20 protein-coding genes are annotated in these 20,393 nt (G+C 46.8%); 10 read left to right on the top strand and 10 right to left on the bottom strand.

The features are described 5' to 3' along the window. Nucleotides 1–113: 113 nt before the first annotated feature. Both RIG68_RS24390 and RIG68_RS24385 read left to right on the top strand, forming a co-directional pair. Nucleotides 114–689 (top strand): ECF-type sigma factor, encoded by a 576-nt coding sequence (locus tag RIG68_RS24390; RefSeq protein WP_151998373.1) that lies wholly within the window; start codon nucleotides 114–116, stop codon nucleotides 687–689. A gap of 16 nt (nucleotides 690–705) precedes the next feature. Beyond that, the gene (locus RIG68_RS24385) at nucleotides 706–3,198 is read left to right on the top strand and encodes a protein kinase domain-containing protein (RefSeq protein ID WP_350128603.1); all 2,493 of its coding nucleotides are present in this window, start codon (nucleotides 706–708) and stop codon (nucleotides 3,196–3,198) included. A gap of 21 nt (nucleotides 3,199–3,219) precedes the next feature. Here RIG68_RS24385 and RIG68_RS24380 read toward each other — a convergent pair whose 3' ends face one another. The 5 genes from RIG68_RS24380 to speB form a co-directional block, all read right to left on the bottom strand. Beyond that, nucleotides 3,220–4,563 carry a sensor histidine kinase gene (locus RIG68_RS24380; protein WP_350128600.1) on the bottom strand — a complete coding sequence of 448 codons (1,344 nt, stop codon included), beginning with the start codon at nucleotides 4,561–4,563 and terminating at the stop codon, nucleotides 3,220–3,222. Further along, nucleotides 4,553–5,941, bottom strand: coding sequence for a sigma-54-dependent transcriptional regulator (locus tag RIG68_RS24375; RefSeq protein ID WP_350128597.1), 1,389 nt, complete (start codon nucleotides 5,939–5,941; stop codon nucleotides 4,553–4,555). The genes RIG68_RS24380 and RIG68_RS24375 overlap by 11 nt, the downstream gene beginning before the upstream one ends. A gap of 174 nt (nucleotides 5,942–6,115) precedes the next feature. After that, entirely contained in the window at nucleotides 6,116–7,381 is a 1,266-nt protein-coding gene (locus RIG68_RS24370) for an RNA polymerase sigma factor (RefSeq protein WP_350128594.1), read from the bottom strand. Continuing rightward, nucleotides 7,381–7,719 carry a YciI family protein gene (locus tag RIG68_RS24365; protein ID WP_350128591.1) on the bottom strand — a complete coding sequence of 113 codons (339 nt, stop codon included), beginning with the start codon at nucleotides 7,717–7,719 and terminating at the stop codon, nucleotides 7,381–7,383. The genes RIG68_RS24370 and RIG68_RS24365 overlap by 1 nt, the downstream gene beginning before the upstream one ends. Nucleotides 7,720–7,803: 84 nt before the next feature. Continuing rightward, entirely contained in the window at nucleotides 7,804–8,583 is a 780-nt protein-coding gene (speB, locus tag RIG68_RS24360) for an agmatinase (protein ID WP_350128588.1), read from the bottom strand. Nucleotides 8,584–8,673: 90 nt separating this feature from the next. On the opposite strand from speB, the gene RIG68_RS24355 reads away from it, so the two are divergent. Beyond that, entirely contained in the window at nucleotides 8,674–9,240 is a 567-nt protein-coding gene (locus RIG68_RS24355; protein ID WP_350128584.1) for a Uma2 family endonuclease, read from the top strand. Between the two features lie 35 nt (nucleotides 9,241–9,275). On the opposite strand, the gene RIG68_RS24350 is transcribed toward RIG68_RS24355, so the two are convergent. Continuing rightward, entirely contained in the window at nucleotides 9,276–10,043 is a 768-nt protein-coding gene (locus tag RIG68_RS24350; RefSeq protein WP_350128581.1) for a MerR family transcriptional regulator, read from the bottom strand. 156 nt (nucleotides 10,044–10,199) lie between these two features. Here RIG68_RS24350 and RIG68_RS24345 point away from each other — a divergent pair, with 156 nt between their 5' ends. Together RIG68_RS24345 and RIG68_RS24340 are read left to right on the top strand one after the other, a co-directional pair. Then, nucleotides 10,200–10,496, top strand: coding sequence for a type II toxin-antitoxin system HigB family toxin (locus tag RIG68_RS24345; protein WP_350128578.1), 297 nt, complete (start codon nucleotides 10,200–10,202; stop codon nucleotides 10,494–10,496). Nucleotide 10,497: 1 nt separating this feature from the next. After that, nucleotides 10,498–10,854: a helix-turn-helix domain-containing protein gene (locus RIG68_RS24340; protein ID WP_350128575.1), complete on the top strand. Its 357-nt coding sequence runs from the start codon at nucleotides 10,498–10,500 to the stop codon at nucleotides 10,852–10,854. 24 nt (nucleotides 10,855–10,878) lie between these two features. Here the strand turns inward: RIG68_RS24340 and bla are convergent, their stop codons facing one another. After that, entirely contained in the window at nucleotides 10,879–11,619 is a 741-nt protein-coding gene (gene bla, locus RIG68_RS24335; protein WP_350128572.1) for a subclass B1 metallo-beta-lactamase, read from the bottom strand. Between the two features lie 21 nt (nucleotides 11,620–11,640). After that, entirely contained in the window at nucleotides 11,641–13,026 is a 1,386-nt protein-coding gene (locus RIG68_RS24330) for a M28 family peptidase (protein ID WP_350128569.1), read from the bottom strand. 301 nt (nucleotides 13,027–13,327) lie between these two features. On the opposite strand from RIG68_RS24330, the gene RIG68_RS24325 reads away from it, so the two are divergent. The 5 genes from RIG68_RS24325 (at nucleotide 13,328) to RIG68_RS24305 (ending at nucleotide 18,478) form a co-directional block, all read left to right on the top strand. Continuing rightward, nucleotides 13,328–14,044 carry an ABC transporter ATP-binding protein gene (locus RIG68_RS24325; protein WP_350076648.1) on the top strand — a complete coding sequence of 239 codons (717 nt, stop codon included), beginning with the start codon at nucleotides 13,328–13,330 and terminating at the stop codon, nucleotides 14,042–14,044. A gap of 6 nt (nucleotides 14,045–14,050) precedes the next feature. Further along, nucleotides 14,051–14,605, top strand: coding sequence for a cob(I)yrinic acid a,c-diamide adenosyltransferase (locus RIG68_RS24320; RefSeq protein ID WP_350128566.1), 555 nt, complete (start codon nucleotides 14,051–14,053; stop codon nucleotides 14,603–14,605). A 102-nt stretch (nucleotides 14,606–14,707) separates the two neighbouring features. Continuing rightward, nucleotides 14,708–15,682: a DUF6807 domain-containing protein gene (locus RIG68_RS24315; protein WP_350128563.1), complete on the top strand. Its 975-nt coding sequence runs from the start codon at nucleotides 14,708–14,710 to the stop codon at nucleotides 15,680–15,682. A 29-nt stretch (nucleotides 15,683–15,711) separates the two neighbouring features. Beyond that, on the top strand, nucleotides 15,712–17,088 hold the full coding sequence (locus RIG68_RS24310) for a Gfo/Idh/MocA family protein (RefSeq protein ID WP_350128560.1): 1,377 nt from the start codon (nucleotides 15,712–15,714) through the stop codon (nucleotides 17,086–17,088). 76 nt (nucleotides 17,089–17,164) lie between these two features. After that, the gene (locus RIG68_RS24305; RefSeq protein WP_350128557.1) at nucleotides 17,165–18,478 is read left to right on the top strand and encodes a putative oxidoreductase C-terminal domain-containing protein; all 1,314 of its coding nucleotides are present in this window, start codon (nucleotides 17,165–17,167) and stop codon (nucleotides 18,476–18,478) included. A gap of 194 nt (nucleotides 18,479–18,672) precedes the next feature. On the opposite strand, the gene RIG68_RS24300 is transcribed toward RIG68_RS24305, so the two are convergent. Further along, nucleotides 18,673–19,440, bottom strand: a complete 768-nt coding sequence (locus RIG68_RS24300) for an SDR family NAD(P)-dependent oxidoreductase (RefSeq protein WP_350128554.1) — start codon at nucleotides 19,438–19,440, stop codon at nucleotides 18,673–18,675. A 3-nt stretch (nucleotides 19,441–19,443) separates the two neighbouring features. Beyond that, on the bottom strand, nucleotides 19,444–20,280 hold the full coding sequence (gene kduI, locus RIG68_RS24295) for a 5-dehydro-4-deoxy-D-glucuronate isomerase (protein WP_350128551.1): 837 nt from the start codon (nucleotides 20,278–20,280) through the stop codon (nucleotides 19,444–19,446). Nucleotides 20,281–20,393 lie beyond the last annotated feature (113 nt).

Raw genomic sequence — 20,393 nt, 5'->3', positions numbered from 1 at the left:
GGATCGGGTTTTTTATGCTTCCGCCCGTAGATTAAATACGGAATATTCTATTTATTCTTTATAGCTTTATACTTTCAAAGAGTTAATAGGCATCTAATTTATTATATCAAACGATGGGTGAAGCGGAGCTGGTGAAACTGATAGACAGGATCAATAAAGGTGACCAAAAAGCCCTTGATGAACTCTTTCCCGTTGTTTACGATGAGCTTCGGAAAAATGCCCACCATTTGAGGTTTAAGTTTCGGCAACAAGAAACCCTGAACACCACTGCACTTGTGCACGAAGCATATTTGAAACTCTCGAAAGCTGACCTGAGCAAGCTTCAAAGCAAAGAGCATTTCTACAATCTGGCGGCCAAAGCCATTCGGCAAATTTTGGTGAACGCTTGCCTGAAAAAGCAAACTGACAAGCGAGGAAATCAGCCCAGTCATTTGAAAATTGATGACCTCGAAGAACACCTAAATTTTACTGAAGAAACAGGAACGGCTATTTTGAAAATACATGAAGCTTTGGAAGTGCTTGAGAAAAGGGAGCCTACCTATGGGAAAATTGTCGAATGCCGTTTTTTTGCTGGACTTTCCATCGATGAAACAGCAAAAATATTGGGTACTAGCCCTTCCACAGTCAAGCGGTCGTGGAGCATGGCCAAGACCTGGCTTCACATGCAGCTTTCACCATCAGCAGCCTAATCTCTAAGTCTACGCTATGGAGCAATATTCCCAGGAGGAATGGATTGATTTTTTAACAAAAATGAACCTCACAGCCGAGGCATTGCCTGGTTTACTGGGGCATCAGGGTGACGCTGAGTCATTTTTTGAAGTGTTGCAAGATAACCTTTCAAAAGAGCTTTCCGACAGCCTGGAAATAAGGCTGCCAGCAGGTTACGCCATTGGCAAGTACCAGGTGGTGGAAGAGGCCGGTGTGGGTGGCATGGCCGTGGTTTACAAGGCGAAAAGAGCTGACAACCTGTTCGACCAACAAGTGGCTATAAAGGTGCTCTCGCCACTGCTCAATACCGATAAATACGAACAATATTTTAAGGCGGAACGGCAACTGCTGGCTTCGCTGAGTCATCCCAACATTGCAAGTATTATCGATGGTGGTCTCACCAATGACCAGTCGCCCTATCTTGCGATGGAGTATGTGGATGGCTCGCCGATCAATGACTACTGTAAACAGCATCGGCTAAGCATTTCTAATACGCTTAATCGGATTGTAATCCCTGTGTGTCGTGCGGTGATTCACGCCCACAACAACTTCATCCTCCACAGAGATATCAAGCCTTCCAATGTTCTCATTACTGATGATGGACAGGTCAAACTGCTTGATTTTGGTATCAGCAAGCTCTTTGATGAACAGTTGGAAGAAGATACTTCTTTTGGAGGTACATTGAAATACGCATCTCCCGAACAACTCTCGCACAAGCCGTTGTCCGTTCAGTCCGATATCTATCAGTTGGGAGTCCTTTTGTACGAGCTCCTCACCGGATGCATGCCGTTTGACGGCGACGAGAGAGACAAGGTAATAGCAATGATATGCAATGGGCAGTTTCAGGCCCCAATGACCTTGAACCCAGCCATTAAGACAGACTTGAATGCAATTATTGTAAAGTGCATGGCGGTCGATGCCGGGCAGAGGTACCAAACAGTGACGGATTTGGTTACTGATCTTCAGAATTATCTTGGCCATTTCCCGGTGGCCGCCAGAGAGATGAGCTGGGGCTATTCTTCCCGGCTGTTTTTGAAACGAAATACCATCACATCTTCGCTTGTGGCAGTTATAGTGATGGTCTCTATTGGTGCTGCTGTTGTGACTCAAATTCAAAAGAGAGCTCTTGAAAGGGAGCAGCAAAAAGTGATGGCTTCCAATGAGTTTCTGACTAAGATATTCGAGGCAAATGATCCAGGGCTGGTGCAGGGAGAAGAGGTGACTGCCGCTGCCTTGCTGCGAAATAGCGAGAAGGAAATCAGTAATATCAACGATCCTCAGATCAAGGCTTCAGCTCAGGTGCAGCTAGGCAGCTTGTACAAAAAGCTGGGCTTTTGGAAGGAGTCGGGGCCGTTTTTTTTTGATGCGCTCGAATTCTACCAGGAAAATAATGGCGGACATATTGAAATAGGGAGGCTCTATAATGAGATTTCCGGTTACTATCGTGATATGTCGGAGTACGACAAAGCTGACTCAACTATTCAGTTAGCAATAAGTCATCTTGAGCAGGAAAAAACTGACAATCCTTTGGCATTGGCAATATCTTACAAAGACTACGGGTATGTTTTGTTTCTGAAAGGCGAATATGAGCAAGGGGAAAATAAGGTGAGGAGGGCAGTTACTCTCATTGAAGATGCCATTGCCTCGGAGCATAGTGAGGAGGAATACAAACTGAATAACGAGATTCAACTTGGGTTTGCATACAACTACCTTAGCGCCAATCTTAGGGAACAGTCAAAGTATGACGAGGCGCTTGAAGCAAGTTTAATGGCCGTTGAATTGGGGAGCAAATTCGCCGATGAAGACATTAGCTTGAAGCTTATTGGTTTGAATAATCTGTCAATAGTATATGAGCGGCTCGATAACTTTGAAAAGCAAGCGGAGATACTTCAAGCGCTGTTAGAAGAAAATATGAGGATTTATGGGCCCGAAAATCCCAATACTATTACTTCATATGCTAACCTCGGTTCTGCCTATTATAAACTGAAAGACTACCGGAGATCAGATTCTTTGCAGATGTTGGCCTACGATGCCTGGATGCTAAAATTCGGTCCCTATCACAACTATACGGTGAGCGTTCTGTACAACCTGGCTAACTCCAAATATAGCCAGCGAGCCTTCGAAATGGCGCTTGGTTACTATGAAAAAGTGCTGGAGGCTGATATCAAAAACTTCGGCAACGATCATCCCTACGTGGCGGGCGACTATGTGAGCATGGGAATGACTTTGCAGGCAATGCAGAAGTTTAACGAGGCAGAAAAAAGCTACAAAAGAGCGTTCAAGATTTATCTCGACAGGCTGGGTGAGAAAAGCAGAAAGGTTGTCAACGTTTATGAGAACCTTGGTGACCTATATGGAGAGTTAAACGACATGGAGAAGGCGCAATTCAATTATACAAAAGCCATTGAAATATGCAGGGAGGTATTAGGTGAAGATCACCCGTACTATCAGAAGTTGGTGGACGAATGGGCGGAGCTTCAGTCTCAATAGCAACCAGATGTTGTCGCTTCCTTATAGCTCTATTTTGAAAACGGTTTTTTTCCCGACCTCGGATTCCACGCCCAGGGTGCCTCCGTGCATGTGAATGATTTGCCTGGATAAGCTGAGACCGATACCCGATCCGGTTGGCTTAGTGGTGTAAAACGGAATGAAAATATTGTCGATGGCTTCCGGAATAATGCCAGGCCCATTGTCTTCCACTTCTATAACGGGGCGCAGCTGGTCCCCAACATAAGCCCTCACGGTGACCTTTGCTTTATTTTGGTCTTTTAATACTTCAATAGCATTTTTCACAAGGTTGATAAGTACCATTTCCAGCAGCTCTTCGTCCACAATGATGGTCATTTCATCGTCTTCGAGTTCTGTGGCAAGGGTCACTTGGCTTGCCTTTGTTTCTGCCAAATACAGGTTTTCGATCCTGGCCAGCAGTGTCGCTGCTTTCACGGGCTTCAGTGCCGGTTTTGGAATCTGGGTGAAGTCCCGGTAGGCATGGACAAACTTTTTGAGAGCGTGACTTCTGTTTTCTATTGCCTGTAGGGCCTCATTAATGTCGCTAATTGTTTCCTTCGACATTTGCTCCTCGTTGTCGGCATGAGTTTCCTCTTCAAACATCTCTTTTAGCGTGGAAACCAAAGAAGAAATTGGCGTCACCGAATTCATGATTTCATGCCTGAGCACTTTGGTTAGGTTTTGCCAGGCTTCCAGCTCATTTTGTTGCAACTCCGACCGAATATTTTGCAGAGAAACAAGTGTTAGTTCCCTCCCTCTTATCCTCAATCGGGAGGTGTGGATGGCCAGGTGAACAAGTTCATTTTTTCGGTAGAGGGTATTACCCCCCGTTGGAATTGACTTTAGTAGGGTGTAAAGCTCCGGGTCGGTTGCGGAAAGGTCTTTCAGCGCTGTCAGGTTGTCAAGTGCCAGCAGCTTTTTTGCCATTTGATTGATGAGCCCCACTTCGCCGGTATCGTCGTAACTTAAAATGCCCACTTGCACGTTCTTTACCAGGGTGTCCAGAAATTGAAGGTTTTCCTCATTTTCCTTTCTGGTAAGTCTGAAAGCATCGAGCACCTCTTTCATTGCCTGGTTCAGTTGTTTGAAAGACCTCCCAACCCGGTTGTCAGCATCAAAGCCAATAATGAAGTCGTCGTATTTTATGGATTCAATGAAACGGGTCAACTTGCGGTTGGTGCTTTCGACATAGTAAAACAGACTGAACAGAGAGAAAACGCCCACTGAAAAAATAATGGTAGCACTCACATATTTACTGCTTTCGATCAGCCAAATGAAGGCCATTGTCAATAGCCCAATAAAAGCTACCCGCAGAAATATCTGAAACCGGAAGCTGTTAAAAATCATACTTCTCCATTCGTCGGTAAAGCGAAGAGCGGGTCAGCCCCAGCTCCTGAGCAGCCTGGGTAATGTTGCCATTGTGGCGTTTGAGTGCTTTGCGAATGAGGATCCGCTCCATCTCTTCTATGTTGTAGGCGTCCAGGTTTACTGCTGCCTCGTCAGTCTCTTTCCCACCCTGGTTCAAAAAGAAGTCGTCTGCCTCAAGTACCATGCTTCGGCTCATAATCACAGCCCGCTCCACGGCATGCTGCAATTCCCTCACATTTCCCGGCCAGCTGTACTTTTGCATTCTTTTCAGCACCGAAGGACTAAGCGACCTGATGGGCTTGTTGTATTTTTTGGTAAACTGCCCGAGGTAGTGTTCTGCAAGCAAAGGAATATCGTCAAGGCGATCTCTCAATGGCGGGATGTTGATTTCGATGGTGTTGATCCGGTAGAGTAAGTCCTGACGGAATTCGCTCTTTTTCACCATGTCGTACAAGTGCATGTTGGTGGCGCAAATGAGGCGGATGTCAATAGGCCTGGCTTTGTTGGAGCCAACCCTGGTAACCTGCCTCGACTGTAGCACTGAGAGTAGCTTGGCCTGGAGTGGTGTCGACAGGTTGCCAATTTCGTCGAGAAACAAAGTGCCACCAGAAGCTGTTTCGAAGCGTCCTGCACGGTCTTCTTTCGCATCGGTAAACGAACCTTTTGTATGTCCAAATAGCTCGCTTTCGAATAGTGTTTCGCTCACCGCCCCCAAGTCGACGCTGAGAAACACTTCAGAAGTTCGTTTCGAATGGCGGTGGATAGCCCGTGCCACCAGCTCCTTGCCTGTGCCATTTTCACCAAGTATCAGCACATTGGCGTCTGTTCCCGCCACCATCTCAATGGTGTCGAACACTTTCATAATGGCATCGCTTCTGCCAATAATCTCCTGGTACTTGGTATCCAGGTCCTCGTTGATCTGTTTTTGTCTGTCTTTGAGTTTGTTGGTCTCCAGCCTCGACTCACGCAGCCTCATGCAGGAAGAAACTGTGGCCAGCAACTTTTCGTTTTCCCAGGGCTTCAGCACAAAGTCCGTGGCACCTTCCTTGATGGCCTTTACTGCTACTTCCACATCACCGTAGGCCGTAATCAGTATCACAACGGCCGATGGATCCATTTCGAGGATTTTGTCGAGCCAGAAAAAGCCTTCGTGTCCCGAGCTAACATCTTTCGTGAAATTCATGTCCAGGAGAATGACATCAAATGTTTCATTCATCAGAATATTAGGGAGAGACTCGGGGTTTTTCTCTGTCACCACCTCCAGGAAATGCCTTTTCAGAAATATTTTAGCGGCACTCAACACGTCGGGGTTGTCGTCAACAATCAGAATTCTTCCTGCCTGGTTACTCTTTTTCATTTATACACAGCTTTTGCCCGCTTCATTTTAAACAATAATAATACCTTTTGTCAAGAGAAGTAAAGCCAATCTCAATTGCTTGAATATCAATCCTTAAAGAAAGTGATGGAATACTGATATAGAAAATAGTTGTGCGCTGGCGGACGGTTGAGGTCGCTGATGCACGCCGACTCTTCAAAGTGTTGCCAGAAGCCTCTCGATATACTTTTTTTCCGGCAGGCTGGTGGTTAGCTCGATGGCCTGGCGAAAGCAGCTAGCCGCCAGCGTAGTATCGTCCATAGCCATGTATATTTTACCCAGCAGAGAGAAATAGTATTGGTTTTGCACCAGGCTGCCTTTGGCATCCAACTCATGGAGCTTTTCATAAGCAAACAATGGGCCCTGGCTATAGAAGATGGCGATCAGCCAATTCAGTTGGATAGTTGCGCTGGGATCGCTGCGCAAAAGGTATTCGTATAGTTCGCAAATGCTTGCCCAATCGGTCTCTTCAAAGGAGGGAGCCTGCGCATGTTCGTAGGCTATGGCAGCTTCCACCTGGTATTTGCTGTAGTTTTTTTCCTGAATAGATTCCCTGAAATACTGCTGGCCCAGGGCTATCATCTCTTGATCCCAAAGTCGCCGATCCTGACTTTCAAGATCAATTAGTTTCTTTTCAATATCCTCTCTGGCTGGAAACCTGGCGGCATGGAGAAGGAACAAGGAGAACAAAGCCGACGAATCTGCTGTTTTTAGTTTTTTGTTGTCTGTCACCAGTTTGATCAGTCTAATCGCTTCAAAGCACAACTCCTCTCTGATAATAGAATCGTTATCGGTAGAGGAGTAGCCCTCATTGAATAGCAAGTAGATAATGAGATGTACCTCATCCAGTTTTTCTTTCACCTTTAAATAATCCGGATCGGGAAACGAGAGGTTCTTTTCACGAATGAGCTGTTTGGACCGCACAACCGACTTAGCAACCGATTCTTCGGTCATCAACAAGCCACGGGCAATTTGCCTGACGGTCAAGCCAGCCACATGTCGCAGGACAAAAATGAGCTGATTTTTAACAGAGAATGCCGGATGGCAGCAAGCCACGATCATCCGCAGCTGACTGTCTTCAATTTCATTGTCGAGGAAAAGCGTTGCAAGCTTGATTTCTTCCCGAGTATTAAGAAAAAATTCCGCTGGCAGTGGCTCGAAACGCTTTTTTCGCAGAGCGTTAATCGCTTTGTTTTTACATACTTTAAAGAGCCAGTTCACAGGCTGATCAGGCATGCCCTTTTGTTCCCAATGCCTGATGGCCGACTCGAAGGCCTCCTGCACGATGTCTTCGGCCAGCTCGAGCTGCTGAAGCCCAAAGTACCGGGCCAGGGAGGTCACCATCTTACCGTACCACTGACGATAAAGATGGCTGACCAGCTTTTGTGTTTCAAAATGATAAGGGGCCTGTTCTTGTTGCATCAAAAGTCCATGATGGGCCTTAGCTCCACGAGTCCTTCGTGTTTGAAAATAGGGCAGGTCTTGGCAATACTGATCGCTTCGTCTATGTCCTTTGCGAGGAAAACGAAAAAGCCACTGATGGCTTCCTTCGATTCAATGAAGGGCCCATCGGTTTCAACTTTATTTTTATAGACCATAGCTCCAGAGCCTTCCAGAGGGTCACTCATCACATGACGGTTCTCTTTCTCGAGACCTTCTTTCCATTTAACATATTCAGAAATATCAGCTTCCATCTGTGCTGGAGTCATTTCGTTCATTGCAGCAAGGTCTTCCCTAATCAGGATCAAAAACTTTTTCATAAGGTAAAATTTAAGTGTTTTTCTCCTGTAGACAAGGTGGTCATGCTTTTTTGGACAACTATCTCACGAATTTTCTTTTTGAGACTAGGACATTACGCCGACCAGCTCCTTCAAAAATTTGGCAGCTACAAATGCCGTCATGTCGTTCATATCCCTGACAGGATTGTATTCTACAATGTCGGCGGCTACGATGTTCAGGTGCTTGTGGCGCTGGATGAAATCAATTACCTGTCGGGTGGTGGCACCGCCCGGCTCATAATGAGAAATGCCCAGAGCAAAGGCTGGGTCAAGCACGTCAATATCCAGGCTCAGGTACACAGGCCCTTCTATGTTGACCGTTAGGTCATCTGTCCATTTATTCATTGGAATGATGTCGACAATGAATTTTTCTGCCTGCTCTTTTTGGTGCTTGTTAAGCGTCCGGATGCCAACCTGTGTGAGACTTTGTGCCAGGCCATCCTCCATGATTCTTGCAAATGGGCAGGCATGGGAAAGACGGTTGCCATCGAGCTCATCGTAAAGATCGGAATGGGCATCGAGGTGCAGGATGGATAATTTCGGAAAGTGGGGGCCCACTGCTTGCAAAATAGGGTAGGTGATCGAATGATCGCCACCGAGGAAGATCCACTTGTCACCAGGGGTGTATACTTTTGCCAGCTCTTTTTGCAGGCCTTGATAAGGTACTACTGCCGGAATATCTCCACGGTCGTTGATTAGATCTGATACATTCTGACCTCCTTCATTGTAATAGTTGGATGAGTCCGAATGCAGCGCCTTGCGAATGAGGGGAGGTGCTTGTGCCGGCCCTCGCATGAAGGATGAGTTGGCGTCGAAGGGGATGCCGAGTAGGTTGATAGGGTTCATTTGCATGGTGGCTGATCTGGCTACTTTGCGGCCAATCTGCCGTTTTTTAGGTTAAAATTAGTTAGTATATTTACAAACTACCGGAAACAAATGATAGCAGTAGCTGAAAAATTCACTTATTCTAAATATCTCCAGTTGGATGATGACAAGCGATATGAAATCATCGATGGAGAACTTTTTGATATGTCACCAGCGCCCTCTTTAAAGCATCAGGCCTTTTCACGGAATCTGCAAAGGCTTATCATGGACTATGTATATGGTAACAAATTGGGGCATGTATTTGATGCGCCAGCTGATGTGAGATTTGATGAGCACAACGTCGTGCAGCCCGATTTGATTTTTATCAGCCATGCCAATGAGGGTATTTTGACAGAAAGAAATATCAGTGGCTCGCCCGACCTTCTTGTCGAAATTCTATCACCCTCCACCTTTCATCACGATCAGGAGAGAAAAAAAGCACTTTACGAGAAGTTTGCGGTAAAGGAGTTTTGGGTCGTTGATCCTGCCAATGAGGTGATAGAGATTTTCTCGTTGAATGGGAAGAAGTACGAGTTGCTTGCATTTGCCTCGCAAAAAGGAACGGTTGATTCATCGGTACTTAAGGGGTTTTCAGTAACGATAGAGCAAATCAGAGCGAAAGAATTTGATAAAAAATAGCAGGCCACAGCGGCTACTGCGGCCTGGTTATTACGCTAATCTTGTAGCTTCATTCCATTCTCACAAAACTCGTACATCGCCTTTTTCATGTATTCAGCCAATCCAATGGCAAACTTGTCATAGTTGACCTTGAATCGCTCGTCCGCTACATACATGTCGGCCAGGCCTCGGTACTTTTCTTCTGTTACTTCGAAAAACTGGCCTACCCATGCATGATGCTTAGCGATCAGCTGTTGCACTTCCCGATGAGAGACCGGCTGGCTCATCAAGGCTACCATTTGGCGGCAAAAGTCGTCCGACTGCTTTTTTGTATCAGCCCATTCCTCTTTTGTCTTGTTTCGAATCACATTTTCAGAATGATCCAGGGCCTCCTTACCCCATCTGTCCACTACTTCCTGACGGTAGGTCTTCACCTGCTCTTCGGTGAAGCCCTCGTACATTTCTTTATCTGTTACCATTGTTTTTCTGTTTTTTATTTCATCAATTGTTTTCTCCAAAGTGCCTAACAACACCTTGTTTCTGGCAATCTGCTTATGAATTTCCGACTTCTGGAACTCCAGCGATTCCAGCAAGTCAAAATCCTTTTCGTCCATGATCTTTTTGATTTCTTTAAGAGCAAAGCCCAATTCACGGTAGAACAGGATCTGTTGCAAGCGTAGCATTTCCTGCCTGCCATAGTACCTGTACCCTGAATCAAACCCTCGTTCTTCGGGAGTCAAAAGACCAATCTGGTCGTAGTGGTGAAGTGTGCGCACACTTACTCCAGCTAGTTTTGCCAGCTTTTTTACTGTATAGCCTGCCATACATTTTCATTAATGATGATGCAAAGAAAAGCTATGACGTAACGTTAGAGTCAAGTGTTTTTTAAACTTTTTTAAAAGCTAAGCTGGAGGGGGTAAAATAAAGTTTGCATTTTGGCAACTTTTGCCGACTTTTAGCTGGTTATCAAACAATGAAGATTGAGAGTAATCGCAAAAAGGACGTTAAAGGAATTCTGGAGTTTGTACCATGATAGTGAACTTCCTTTAATAGAATGGCATATGATCGTTTCTAAATCGAGTTGGCAAAATCCGAATGAGGTGAAAGAGGTGTTTCCGTCAGTTGATTTTGTGGGTAACAACAGGGCTGTTTTCAATATTTACCACAATAAATACAGGTTGGTTGTAGTTTTTAGATACCAGATTCAAATGGTATACATAAGGTTTATCGGAACTCATAAAGATTACGATAGCATTAGTAATATAAAGGAGATTTGAAATGGAAATAAGTGTAATAAAAAATGAGAAAGATTATAATAACGCACTAAAGCGGATTGACGAATTAATCGATTGCGAAGCGAACTCCAATGAGGAGGACGAATTGCAGATTATATCTTTGTTAGTGTGGGATTACGAAGAAAGAAATTACTCAATGGGATCATTGAAGCCTATCCAGGCGATCAGGGTAAGAATGGAAGAGCTGGGCCTAAAGCCAAAAGACTTAACATCGCTTATTGGAGATAAGAGCAGAGTATCTGACGTGCTTTCGATGAAGAGAAAACTTACTTTGCCTATGATAAGGAACTTAAGCAAACACTTGAATATCCCTATCGAAACATTGGCAAGTGAGTACTGAAAGGACATAAATGCACCTTTCTTGTTAGTCTTTTTTATCTTCTAACAATTTTGCCGTATTCTCAATAGCCCCCGGCTCCAGTCCGCCATGGCCCGGAATGACCATCTTTGGTTTGGGGAAACGTTTCTTCATTTTTTCGAGACTCACAGGCCAGGCGGTAACGTCTGCATCTCCCAGGTTGCCAAGGGAAGTGGTTGAGGCATCCTTCAAAAAACAGCCACCATACAGGAGTTTTTCTGAAGGGAAGTAAACGACCACGTTGTCGGGGCTGTGACCGGGTCCCGGATAGAAAACCTCAATTTTGCCTCCCCCCAGGGTGATGGTGGTGTCTTTTTTAAAAAGGACATCAGGCATGGCAATGCCATTTTCTACAGCCAGTTTGGCGGTTAGCTCGGAGCTAACCGCTGGAATACCTCTTTCTTTCAGGACGGCAATGCCACCTATCCGGTCATCGTGGAAGTGCGTAATCACAAAGCTGGCCACGGGTTTTTTGATCTCACTGTCAATCCAGTCAAGCAGTTGAACGGTTTGGTCGTTGCCCCAGGGCGTGTCAATGACAACTACGCTGTCTTTGCCCACAAAAATGACAGCATTGGCACCCACTTTTCCTCCCTGGTAGGCACCGTATGACTCGTAAATATATATCGAGTTACTGTGCTTTTTAACCTCAATCTGGAACTGCGCATTGGCAGTTCCGATACAAATCAATATTGCAATGAAAGGAAGAAGTTTCCTGATACCGGCAACGAACCAATCTTTAATCATAAGTCTCAAATTAGCAATCCGTTAAAGCCCGTACTTGTCGATCAAATAGGTTAAAGCCGCCATAGTAGCAGCGCCCAATTCCAGTTCTCTCCGGCTTACCTTATCGAACGTGTCAATCGCCGTATGGTGGTAGTCGAAGTACCGCTGTGGATCCGGGTAGAAGCCAATCATGGGCACACCTTGTGTTGCCAGTGGGCTGATGTCGGCCCCACCACCTCCGGTGTCAAACTTGTAAATCTGATAAGGCACAAACAATGGCGCCCAGCCTTTGATGCGCTCTACCTGCTTGTCTTCAGCAGTAAAAGTAAACCCAAGCGGTTTGAAGCCACCACGATCCGATTCCATGGCGGCAATGTGTTTCTCTTTATTTTCGGCAGCCAATTCGGCATATTTCCGCCCTCCCCTAAGGCCATTTTCTTCGTTCATGAACATCACCGCTCTCAGGGTTCTTTTTGGCTCGTAGCCAATGGCCTTCAGAATCCGCAGTACCTCGATAGATTGCACACAGCCTGTGCCATCGTCGTGGGCTCCCTGCGCCAGGTCCCATGAATCGAGGTGGCCACCAACAACGATGTACTCGTCGGCTTTGCTGCTACCCTTGAGTTCGCCCACTACGTTGTGTGATAGCTTGTCGGGTAGCATTTGAGAGTGTGTCTCATAGTAAAACTCCAGCTCAGGGTCGTTTTTCAGCATCCTGCTCAGCTTGTCGGCATCGTTGGTGCTGATGGCCACCGCTGGCAGCTTGTAAAGGTTGGGTGTGTAGTTTGTGCTGCCAGTGTGCGGGTTGTCGTCCAGTGCATTGGTGAGTGAGCGAACAACCACACCTATTGCTCCATATTTAGCCGCTTCTGATGGCCCGGCTCCCCTTTGGTTGCCTGCGCCGCCATAAGCTTCAAACGTTTCGATCAAAGTAGGATCCATGCGGCGGTTGAAAAAGACGATTTTGCCTTTCACACCAGCTTCGCCGAGAGCGGCCAACTCCTCAAAGTTTTGCACTTCTACTATTTTTCCAGCGACACCATTAGGCCCTGAGCCCACTGAGTTACCCAGCGCCACAACGTTTACGTCAACTGAACCCATTTTAGAGTTGACAATCTTGCCAATTTCCTTTTGACCTCTTACCCAATGAGGCACCATTACTTCCTGAAGAAATACGTTGTCAAACTCAAAAGCTTCCATCGTTTCTTTGCTCCAGTCTACTGCGGCGGCGGCTCCGGGTGAGCCAGCCAGCCTTGCCCCGATTTGGCCGGTAAGAAAGTCCAGCATTTGATAAGACTCGCCTCTGGCAAGTGCTTCGTCGTAGATTTTGCGAAGCATTTCGGCATCCTGTTCGTCAGTTTTTACTTTTTGGGCCTGCAAACTGCTAATGAACAGACAGGAGAAAAGTAGGAGAGCAACGTGTTTCATATTCGGTATTTTGTTTTCAATGTTTTCGGATTTGCCCGATCAGTGAGGGTATTGCTGTGGCCGACGGTTAGTCGCAACCTGACAAGAGATCGCAATATAGTGGTGAGACTGAAAAAAATACAGACCAATACTGTAATTCATTGGCAGGAAAGTAAACAAATAGGGTAGTGTTCGTCGTTAAGGTTTAACGTGAGTATGAAACCATTGGTAAATTAAAAAGTATCGACTAAAAGATTCGTTGTGTATTTTCCAATCGTTCGAGGTATTATTGTATATTAAAATTTCCTAACCCCTTTTGTTCATGAGTGCAGTCATTCAAACCAAAGAAGTTGCCAAAAAGTATGTAATGGGCAGCGAAACTATCCACGCTCTTAAGTCCATTACCATCGACATCAATAGGGGTGAATATGTGGCATTTATGGGGCCGTCAGGTTCCGGAAAATCTACATTGATGAACATAGTGGGGTGTCTTGATACGCCATCCGGTGGCCAATACATCCTCAATAATCATGACGTTAGCGACCTTACGGAAAATGAACTGGCGGAAATCAGGAACAAAGAGATCGGGTTCGTTTTCCAGACTTTCAACCTGCTTCCGAGGCAGTCGTCTCTTGAGAATGTGGCCCTTCCACTTATTTATGCAGGTATGAATCGTGAAGACAGGGAAGAGCAAGCCATGGCAGCGCTGGCGGGTGTGGGACTTGCTGAAAGGGCCAAGCACAAGCCCAACGAGCTATCTGGTGGGCAGCGCCAGAGAGTCGCTATTGCGAGAGCGCTTGTTAATAACCCTTCGATTATTCTGGCGGATGAGCCGACCGGTAACCTCGACACGAAGACCTCTTACAGCATCATGGAGCTTTTTCAGGAGCTGCACGACAAAGGCAATACCATTATTATGGTGACACACGAAGAAGATATTGCAACGTATGCGCACCGGGTCATCAGGCTAAGGGATGGTTTGATTGAATCTGATACTCAAAATAAGAATATTACCCGCCATGTGTCAGAGCCGGTCTGATATCGGATGAAAATTTACACAAAAACAGGAGACAAGGGAACCACCTCCCTTCTTGGTGGCACCAGGGTATCGAAGGCACACGTTCGTATAGAAACCTATGGCACTGTCGACGAACTCAATTCCTATATCGGGTTACTGAGGGATCAAGAGGTAAACAAAACCAGAATACCATTTTTTATTGAGATACAGGAGCAACTTTTTACCATTGGTTCTCACCTGGCTATGGAGCCGGGAAGTACCAAATTTCCTATTCCACAGGTTGATGAAACATTGATAAGCAGGCTCGAGGTCGCCATGGATGAAATGGATGCCTTGCTGCCTCCAATGAAAAACTTCATTCTCCCAGGTGGTCATCCTTCGGTTTCGCATGGTCACATCGCTCGCTGTGTTTGCCGCAGGGCTGAACGCCTGGTGATTGGCCTACAGGAGCAGGAGCCCGTCGAAGAAAGTATTGTTCAGTTTCTTAACCGCCTTTCCGACTATCTTTTTGTGCTGTGCCGCATCATGGCGCAGGAGCTAGGCGTGGAAGAAACTCCGTGGAAGCCCAGAAGTCCAAAATAGCCTTTTTTTGAACCTCTCCGGAAGGAAAAAGTTTGTACCGGGACAAGCCTGGTGAAAAATTTAGTATCTTCATTGATCTCAACCCCCGATACTGAATTTAGGATGACGCTGAAGAAGACTCTTCTGTTACTTGCTGCTTTATTTGGCCTTTTTGCATGCGCTGAGGCACAGAAAGTAAGCATAAAAGAGACGACCACAGGTATTGATTTTCTGTTAAGGGGAAAGGAGGTGCTTACCTACCAAACCGCCACGCTCACTGTGCCGGAAGGAGTGAAGAAGGAGTTTCGCAAATCTGGCTTTATCCACCCGCTCAAGTCACCTTCAGGAGAGGTGCTTACCCGCATTCAACCACCCGACCATTACCATCACCTGGGCATTTGGGGCCCATGGACGAAGACCAAGGTAGAAGGCAGGGAAGTGGACTTCTGGAACCTGGGCGATGGAAAAGGTAGGGTTGATTTTGATCATATAATCTCACAGACATCTAAAGGGAATATTGCTGAAGTAGTTGTTCGACAGAACCATACTGACCTGCTGGCACCGAATGGCCCACAGGTGGCTATTGAGGAGGACTTAGGCATCCGGGTGCAAAGCGCAGACAAAGGAAGGTACCTGGTCGACTACACAACGACCATTTCCACACCACTGTCAACGCCTATTATGTTGGAGGCCTACCGCTATGGCGGAGGTATTGGCTATCGTGCCACCGAAGCCTGGAATCAGGGTAACAGTACGATTCTTACGTCAGAAGGGTACAATAGAACCAACGCTGATGGAACAGGGGGGAAGTGGGTAATGGTACATGGAGTTTCTGGAGCAAAGGAAGGAAAAAGTGGTATACTATTTCTTAGCTACCCGGAAAACAGGGCTCACCCCGAACCAATGCGGGTGTGGCCAGTGGATGCTAACGGAGGAAAAGAAAATGTCTATATAGAATTTTGCCCCATCAGGTATGAACCCTGGGAGATTGAGCCTGGAAAGAAATACACTTTGAAATACAGAATGGTGGTGTTTGACGGTACGCTGACTGATGAGGAGGCAGAGCAGTACTGGGAGGCATTCGCTAAGAAACTATAAATACTTACCCTTAGACTACTTATACACCTATGAAAAGAAGAGAATTTGTCCGAAACACAGCCTTGGCAACGAGCGTGCTGGGTTTCCCAACCATAGTGCCTTCTTCCGTTTTCGGAAAAGATGCACCAAGCAACAAAATCAATATTGGCCAGATTGGCTGCGGTCGTATTGCCCGGGGCCACGATATGCCAGGTACATGGCAGCACGACGTGGCCCAGTTTGTGGCCGTCTCCGATTTGGACAGCAAGCGGATGAAGGAAGGAAAAGAACACGTTGAAAAGTACTATACTGAGAAAATGGGCAAACCGTATGTCGATGTGAAACAGTATGGCGACTATAAAGAAATGCTGTTGAACAAAGACATTGATGCAGTCATCATAAGTACACCTGACCACTGGCACTCTCAGCCTGCCATGGAGGCCGTATTGGCTGGCAAGCATGTTTATCTCCAAAAGCCGACTTCGCTCACAATCCAGGAGGGCCGCCAACTGGCTGATTTGGTGAAAAAATCCAATGTGACCTTTCAAATGGGCACTCAACAGCGCTCTATGAAGCAGTTCAAAGTGGCTGCGGAGCTTGTTCGCAACGGGAGAATAGGCAAGCTGCACACCGTAAGAATTGGCCTTCCTGGTGACCCCGCAGGTCCTGAAGCGCCAGCGATGCCCGTGCCAAAGCAGCTGAACTACGATGCTTGGCTTGGATCTACGCCTGAGGTTCCATATACTGAAATAGGTGTGCACCCTGTTGAGGGCTACGACCGTCCGGGCTGGTTGCGTTGTGAGCAGTATGGAGCCGGCATGATCACTGGCTGGGGTCAGCACCATTACGATTCAGCTGCCTGGGGTATGGATACAGAATACACAGGGCCAAGATTCATTGAGGCCGTGGCCGAGTTCCCAAGGTCTGGTCTTTGGAATGTGCATGGCGACTTCATGGTGAAGCAGGAGTACGACAATGGCATCAACGTATTTACATCAGGTGGCTACCCGAATGGCATCCGCTACGAGGGAACGGATGGCTGGATTTGGGTGTCGAGGGGTGACTATGTGGCTTCTGCTTCGGATCCGGTTGCTGCTGAGAATAGCGCTAAGGCGTTAGATGCTTCTGACCCTAAGATTCTGCAATCCGTGATTGAACCGGGTGAGATTCATTTGTATGAAAGCGAGGAGCATCATGGCAACTGGTTGGAATGCATCAAGTCTGGCAAGGAGCCCATATCTCCCGTAGAAATGGGGCATAAGGCCTGTTCCGTGTGTCTGACAAGTCACATAGCCATGAAAATTGGCAGAAGGCTGGAGTGGGATTCCAAAACAGAGCGCTTTGTCAATGACGACGAAGCAAATACATATTTAAGCAGGCCGCAAAGAGCGCCTTACGGAACCGATAACATTAAAATGAAAGGATAAAAATTAAATGAAACTCAACCAACTATTTTCAGGGGCTCTCGCAGCCCTTTTTCTTGCAGGCTGCCAATCTGGAATCATGAAAGAAACCACGGAAGAATCTACCGACGACGGAAAAATCAGGATTATGACACTGGAGCCAGGGCATTTTCATGCCGGTCTTATCCACAAGTCGATGTATCCGGTGGTGGACTCCACTATTTACGTATTTGCGCCAGACGGCCCGGAGCTGACCGACTACCTTGCCCGTATCAATGGCTACAATACCCGGGCGGAGAGTCCTACGGGATGGAAGCTTGAAGTGACTAAAGGGCCTGATTTTCTTCAGCAAATGATCACGAAGAAGCCAGGTAACGTGATGGTGGTGGCGGGTAAGAATGACCACAAAGTGGACTATGTGCTGAAGGCCATTGAAAACGACATTAACGTGTATGCCGACAAGCCACTGGTGGTTGACAAGGCTGGTTATGCCAAGTTACTCAAGGCTTTCCAGGTGGCAGAAGAAAAGAACCTGCTGCTGTATGATATCATGACAGAGAGGTTTGAAATCACTACCATTTTACAGCGTCAGCTTTCGATGCTGCCTGAAGTATTTGGGGAGCTGGAAGATGGCACGCCGGACAACCCAGCCATTACCAAAGAAAGTGTGCACCACTTTTTCAAATATGTATCTGGCAAGCCTTTAGTGCGGCCCGACTGGTTTTTTGATGTGAGAGTAGAAGGAACTGGCATTGTGGACGTAACGACTCACCTGGTAGACCTGGTGCAGTGGGAAACCTTCCCTGAGCAAAGGCTCGACACCACCGATGTCAACATGATGTCAGCGAAGCTTTGGCCTACTGTGCTGACGCTCGACGACTTCAAAGGTGTGACGGGTGCTACAGAATTTCCAGCGTTCCTTGGCGAATACATCAAAGACGGCAAGCTGGAAGTGCTGAGCAATGGTGAAATGAACTACACCCTACGTGGCAAACACGCCAAAGTAAGTGTGATTTGGAACTATCAGGCACCAGAGGGAGCAGCCGATACACACTACAGCATGATGCGGGGCACCAGGGCCAACCTGATGATCCGTCAGGGAGCGGACGAAAACTACCGGGCCACGTTGTATGTGAAACTGCTCAACGGCCAGGATGAGGCATTGGCCAAGGCTATCAACGAAACGTTGCAGGCGAAATACCCGGGCATCGGATTGACAAAGCAGGAGGGAGGCGAGTACATTGTCGATATCCCCGATTCTTACCACAATGGTCATGAGGCACACTTTGGCCAGGTAACTGAGAAATTTTTGGAATACTACGAGGCTGGCTCCATGCCCGAATGGGAAAAGGCCTTCATGAAGGTGAAGTACTTCACTAATATCAAAGCATTGGAAATGGCTACGGCTAAGTGATGTTATAGCCTTGTTGAATTACGGGCTTGAGCGTGGTGCCTACAGCGATAGCTGGTGGCACCACATTCGGGCTTTTTTTTAAGTGGAGATTGTAGGCAATCAGTTAATCAGACTTAGAGTGATTCCTACTCAATCTTCCTACTCAGAGCCCCTTAACAGGAGACTTTGAGAGAAGAATAACGATATAGTCAGGCCTACCTCCCCATCCAGCCTCCATCAACGGTCACAATAGTCCCATTCATATAGGCCGAAGCTTCGCTGGCCAAAAACACTATCGGCCCTTTGAAGTCAGCTGGGTTTCCCCACCTGTTTTGGGGAATACGTGCCAGTATCGATTGGCTGCGGTCAGCATCGTCCTGTAGCGCCTGGGTGATATCGGTAGCGATGTATCCCGGGGCAATAGCATTTACGTTGACTCCTTTCGAAGCCCACTCGTTGGATAGTGCCATGGTCAGCTGACCAATCGCTCCCTTGCTTGCAGCATAGCCCGGAACGGTGACGCCGCCCTGAAAAGTAAGCAGAGAAGCTGTGAAGATGATTTTGCCGCTGCCCCGGCTGATCATCGTTTTACCTATCTCTCGGGAAAGGATGAATTGGGCATTCAAATTGATCTCCATCACTTCGTCCCAGTACTCGTCAGAATGTTCGGCAGCGGGCTTTCGCAATATGGTGCCTGCATTGTTGACAAGGATGTCGATAACGGGGTGGTTGGCTTTCACTTTGTCCAGAAATGCATACAAGGATGGTCTGTCCGAAAAATCGCATTGGTAAGCCGTAAACGACCGACCTACCGCTTGAACAGACTTTTCTACCTTACTTCCGGTTAGCTCCAGTGAGGCCGACACGCCGATAATATCTGCACCGGCCTCGGCCAGCCCTTCCGCCATCGCTTTGCCTATACCACGCTTGCAGCCAGTGACCAGTGCCGTTTTCCCTTTCAGACTAAATGAATCGAGTACCATAGGTTAGCGAATTGATTTTAGCGAATGGCCGTCCATGTCTGTGAATGCTTTGTTTTCGCCCGCCATTGACCAGATGAATGTATAATTTGAAGTGCCTGCTCCCGCATGAATAGACCACTCGGGAGAGATCACTGCCTGCTTATTGCTCATGGCCAGGTGTCTTGTCTCCTGAGGTTCCCCCATAAAGTGCATCACAATCTGATCTTCGGGCAAGTCAAAATAGAAGTACACCTCCATTCTTCTGTTATGTGTATGCGGAGGAAAGGTATTCCAAATACTTCCTGGTGCCAAAATGGTGAGGCCCATCACCAGCTGACAGCTTTGTATGCCAGCCTCGTGAATATATTGACAAATCGTGCGTTCGTTGCAGTTCTCTTTCGAACCAAGCTTCACCTGATTGGCGTCGGCAAAGGTGGCTTTTTGAGTGGCGTACTCCTTATGTGCAGGGCATGAATTTACATAAAACTCGGCGGGTACACTGGTATGGTCGCTGCTGAACAAAACCTCCTTTTTTCCTTTGCCTATATACAAGCATTCTTTGTTGTCGAGGTCAAATGATTCACCGTCGACAGACACAGTTCCTTTGGCGCCAATATTAATAATCCCAAGCTCTCTGCGTTCAAGGAAGTAGTCCGCTTTCGTTACTTCCCAGAAAGCAGGCAGTGCAAGCGTTTTTGTGGTTGGCACCACGCCAATGACCATCATACGGTCATGTATGGAGTATACATCTGTGACCTGACCTGGCTTCATCACTTCTGGAATCAAAAAGCGTTCTCTGAGTGCCGAGGTAATCAGCTGTTTAACGTCTTCAGGGTGTGATGCGTAGCGTAAGTCTGTCATTTTGTTAACTAAGTGTAAAAAAATTGTTCTAGTTACCTCTGAAAGATATAAAATTCAGGTTATCTGGGAAAATATTACTCCTCTGATTCTTTTCTCTCAGAGTCTCTCAGAGA

The organism is Imperialibacter sp. (assembly GCF_040222385.1).
Taxonomy (GTDB): Bacteria; Bacteroidota; Bacteroidia; order Cytophagales; family Cyclobacteriaceae; genus Imperialibacter.
This window is presented reverse-complemented; position numbering and strand designations above follow the sequence as displayed.

Bases quoted from the DNA above. Each gene is read 5' to 3' on its own strand.
- RIG68_RS24390 (WP_151998373.1), top strand. From the start codon at position 114: ATGGGTGAAGCGGAGCTGGTGAAACTGATAGACAGGATCAATAAAGGT.
- RIG68_RS24385 (WP_350128603.1), top strand. From the start codon at position 706: ATGGAGCAATATTCCCAGGAGGAATGGATTGATTTTTTAACAAAAATG.
- RIG68_RS24380 (WP_350128600.1), bottom strand. From the start codon at position 4,563: ATGATTTTTAACAGCTTCCGGTTTCAGATATTTCTGCGGGTAGCTTTT.
- RIG68_RS24375 (WP_350128597.1), bottom strand. From the start codon at position 5,941: ATGAAAAAGAGTAACCAGGCAGGAAGAATTCTGATTGTTGACGACAAC.
- RIG68_RS24370 (WP_350128594.1), bottom strand. From the start codon at position 7,381: ATGCAACAAGAACAGGCCCCTTATCATTTTGAAACACAAAAGCTGGTC.
- RIG68_RS24365 (WP_350128591.1), bottom strand. From the start codon at position 7,719: ATGAAAAAGTTTTTGATCCTGATTAGGGAAGACCTTGCTGCAATGAAC.
- speB (WP_350128588.1), bottom strand. From the start codon at position 8,583: ATGAACCCTATCAACCTACTCGGCATCCCCTTCGACGCCAACTCATCC.
- RIG68_RS24355 (WP_350128584.1), top strand. From the start codon at position 8,674: ATGATAGCAGTAGCTGAAAAATTCACTTATTCTAAATATCTCCAGTTG.
- RIG68_RS24350 (WP_350128581.1), bottom strand. From the start codon at position 10,043: ATGGCAGGCTATACAGTAAAAAAGCTGGCAAAACTAGCTGGAGTAAGT.
- RIG68_RS24340 (WP_350128575.1), top strand. From the start codon at position 10,498: ATGGAAATAAGTGTAATAAAAAATGAGAAAGATTATAATAACGCACTA.
- bla (WP_350128572.1), bottom strand. From the start codon at position 11,619: ATGATTAAAGATTGGTTCGTTGCCGGTATCAGGAAACTTCTTCCTTTC.
- RIG68_RS24330 (WP_350128569.1), bottom strand. From the start codon at position 13,026: ATGAAACACGTTGCTCTCCTACTTTTCTCCTGTCTGTTCATTAGCAGT.
- RIG68_RS24325 (WP_350076648.1), top strand. From the start codon at position 13,328: ATGAGTGCAGTCATTCAAACCAAAGAAGTTGCCAAAAAGTATGTAATG.
- RIG68_RS24320 (WP_350128566.1), top strand. From the start codon at position 14,051: ATGAAAATTTACACAAAAACAGGAGACAAGGGAACCACCTCCCTTCTT.
- RIG68_RS24315 (WP_350128563.1), top strand. From the start codon at position 14,708: ATGACGCTGAAGAAGACTCTTCTGTTACTTGCTGCTTTATTTGGCCTT.
- RIG68_RS24310 (WP_350128560.1), top strand. From the start codon at position 15,712: ATGAAAAGAAGAGAATTTGTCCGAAACACAGCCTTGGCAACGAGCGTG.
- RIG68_RS24305 (WP_350128557.1), top strand. From the start codon at position 17,165: ATGAAAGAAACCACGGAAGAATCTACCGACGACGGAAAAATCAGGATT.
- RIG68_RS24300 (WP_350128554.1), bottom strand. From the start codon at position 19,440: ATGGTACTCGATTCATTTAGTCTGAAAGGGAAAACGGCACTGGTCACT.
- kduI (WP_350128551.1), bottom strand. From the start codon at position 20,280: ATGACAGACTTACGCTACGCATCACACCCTGAAGACGTTAAACAGCTG.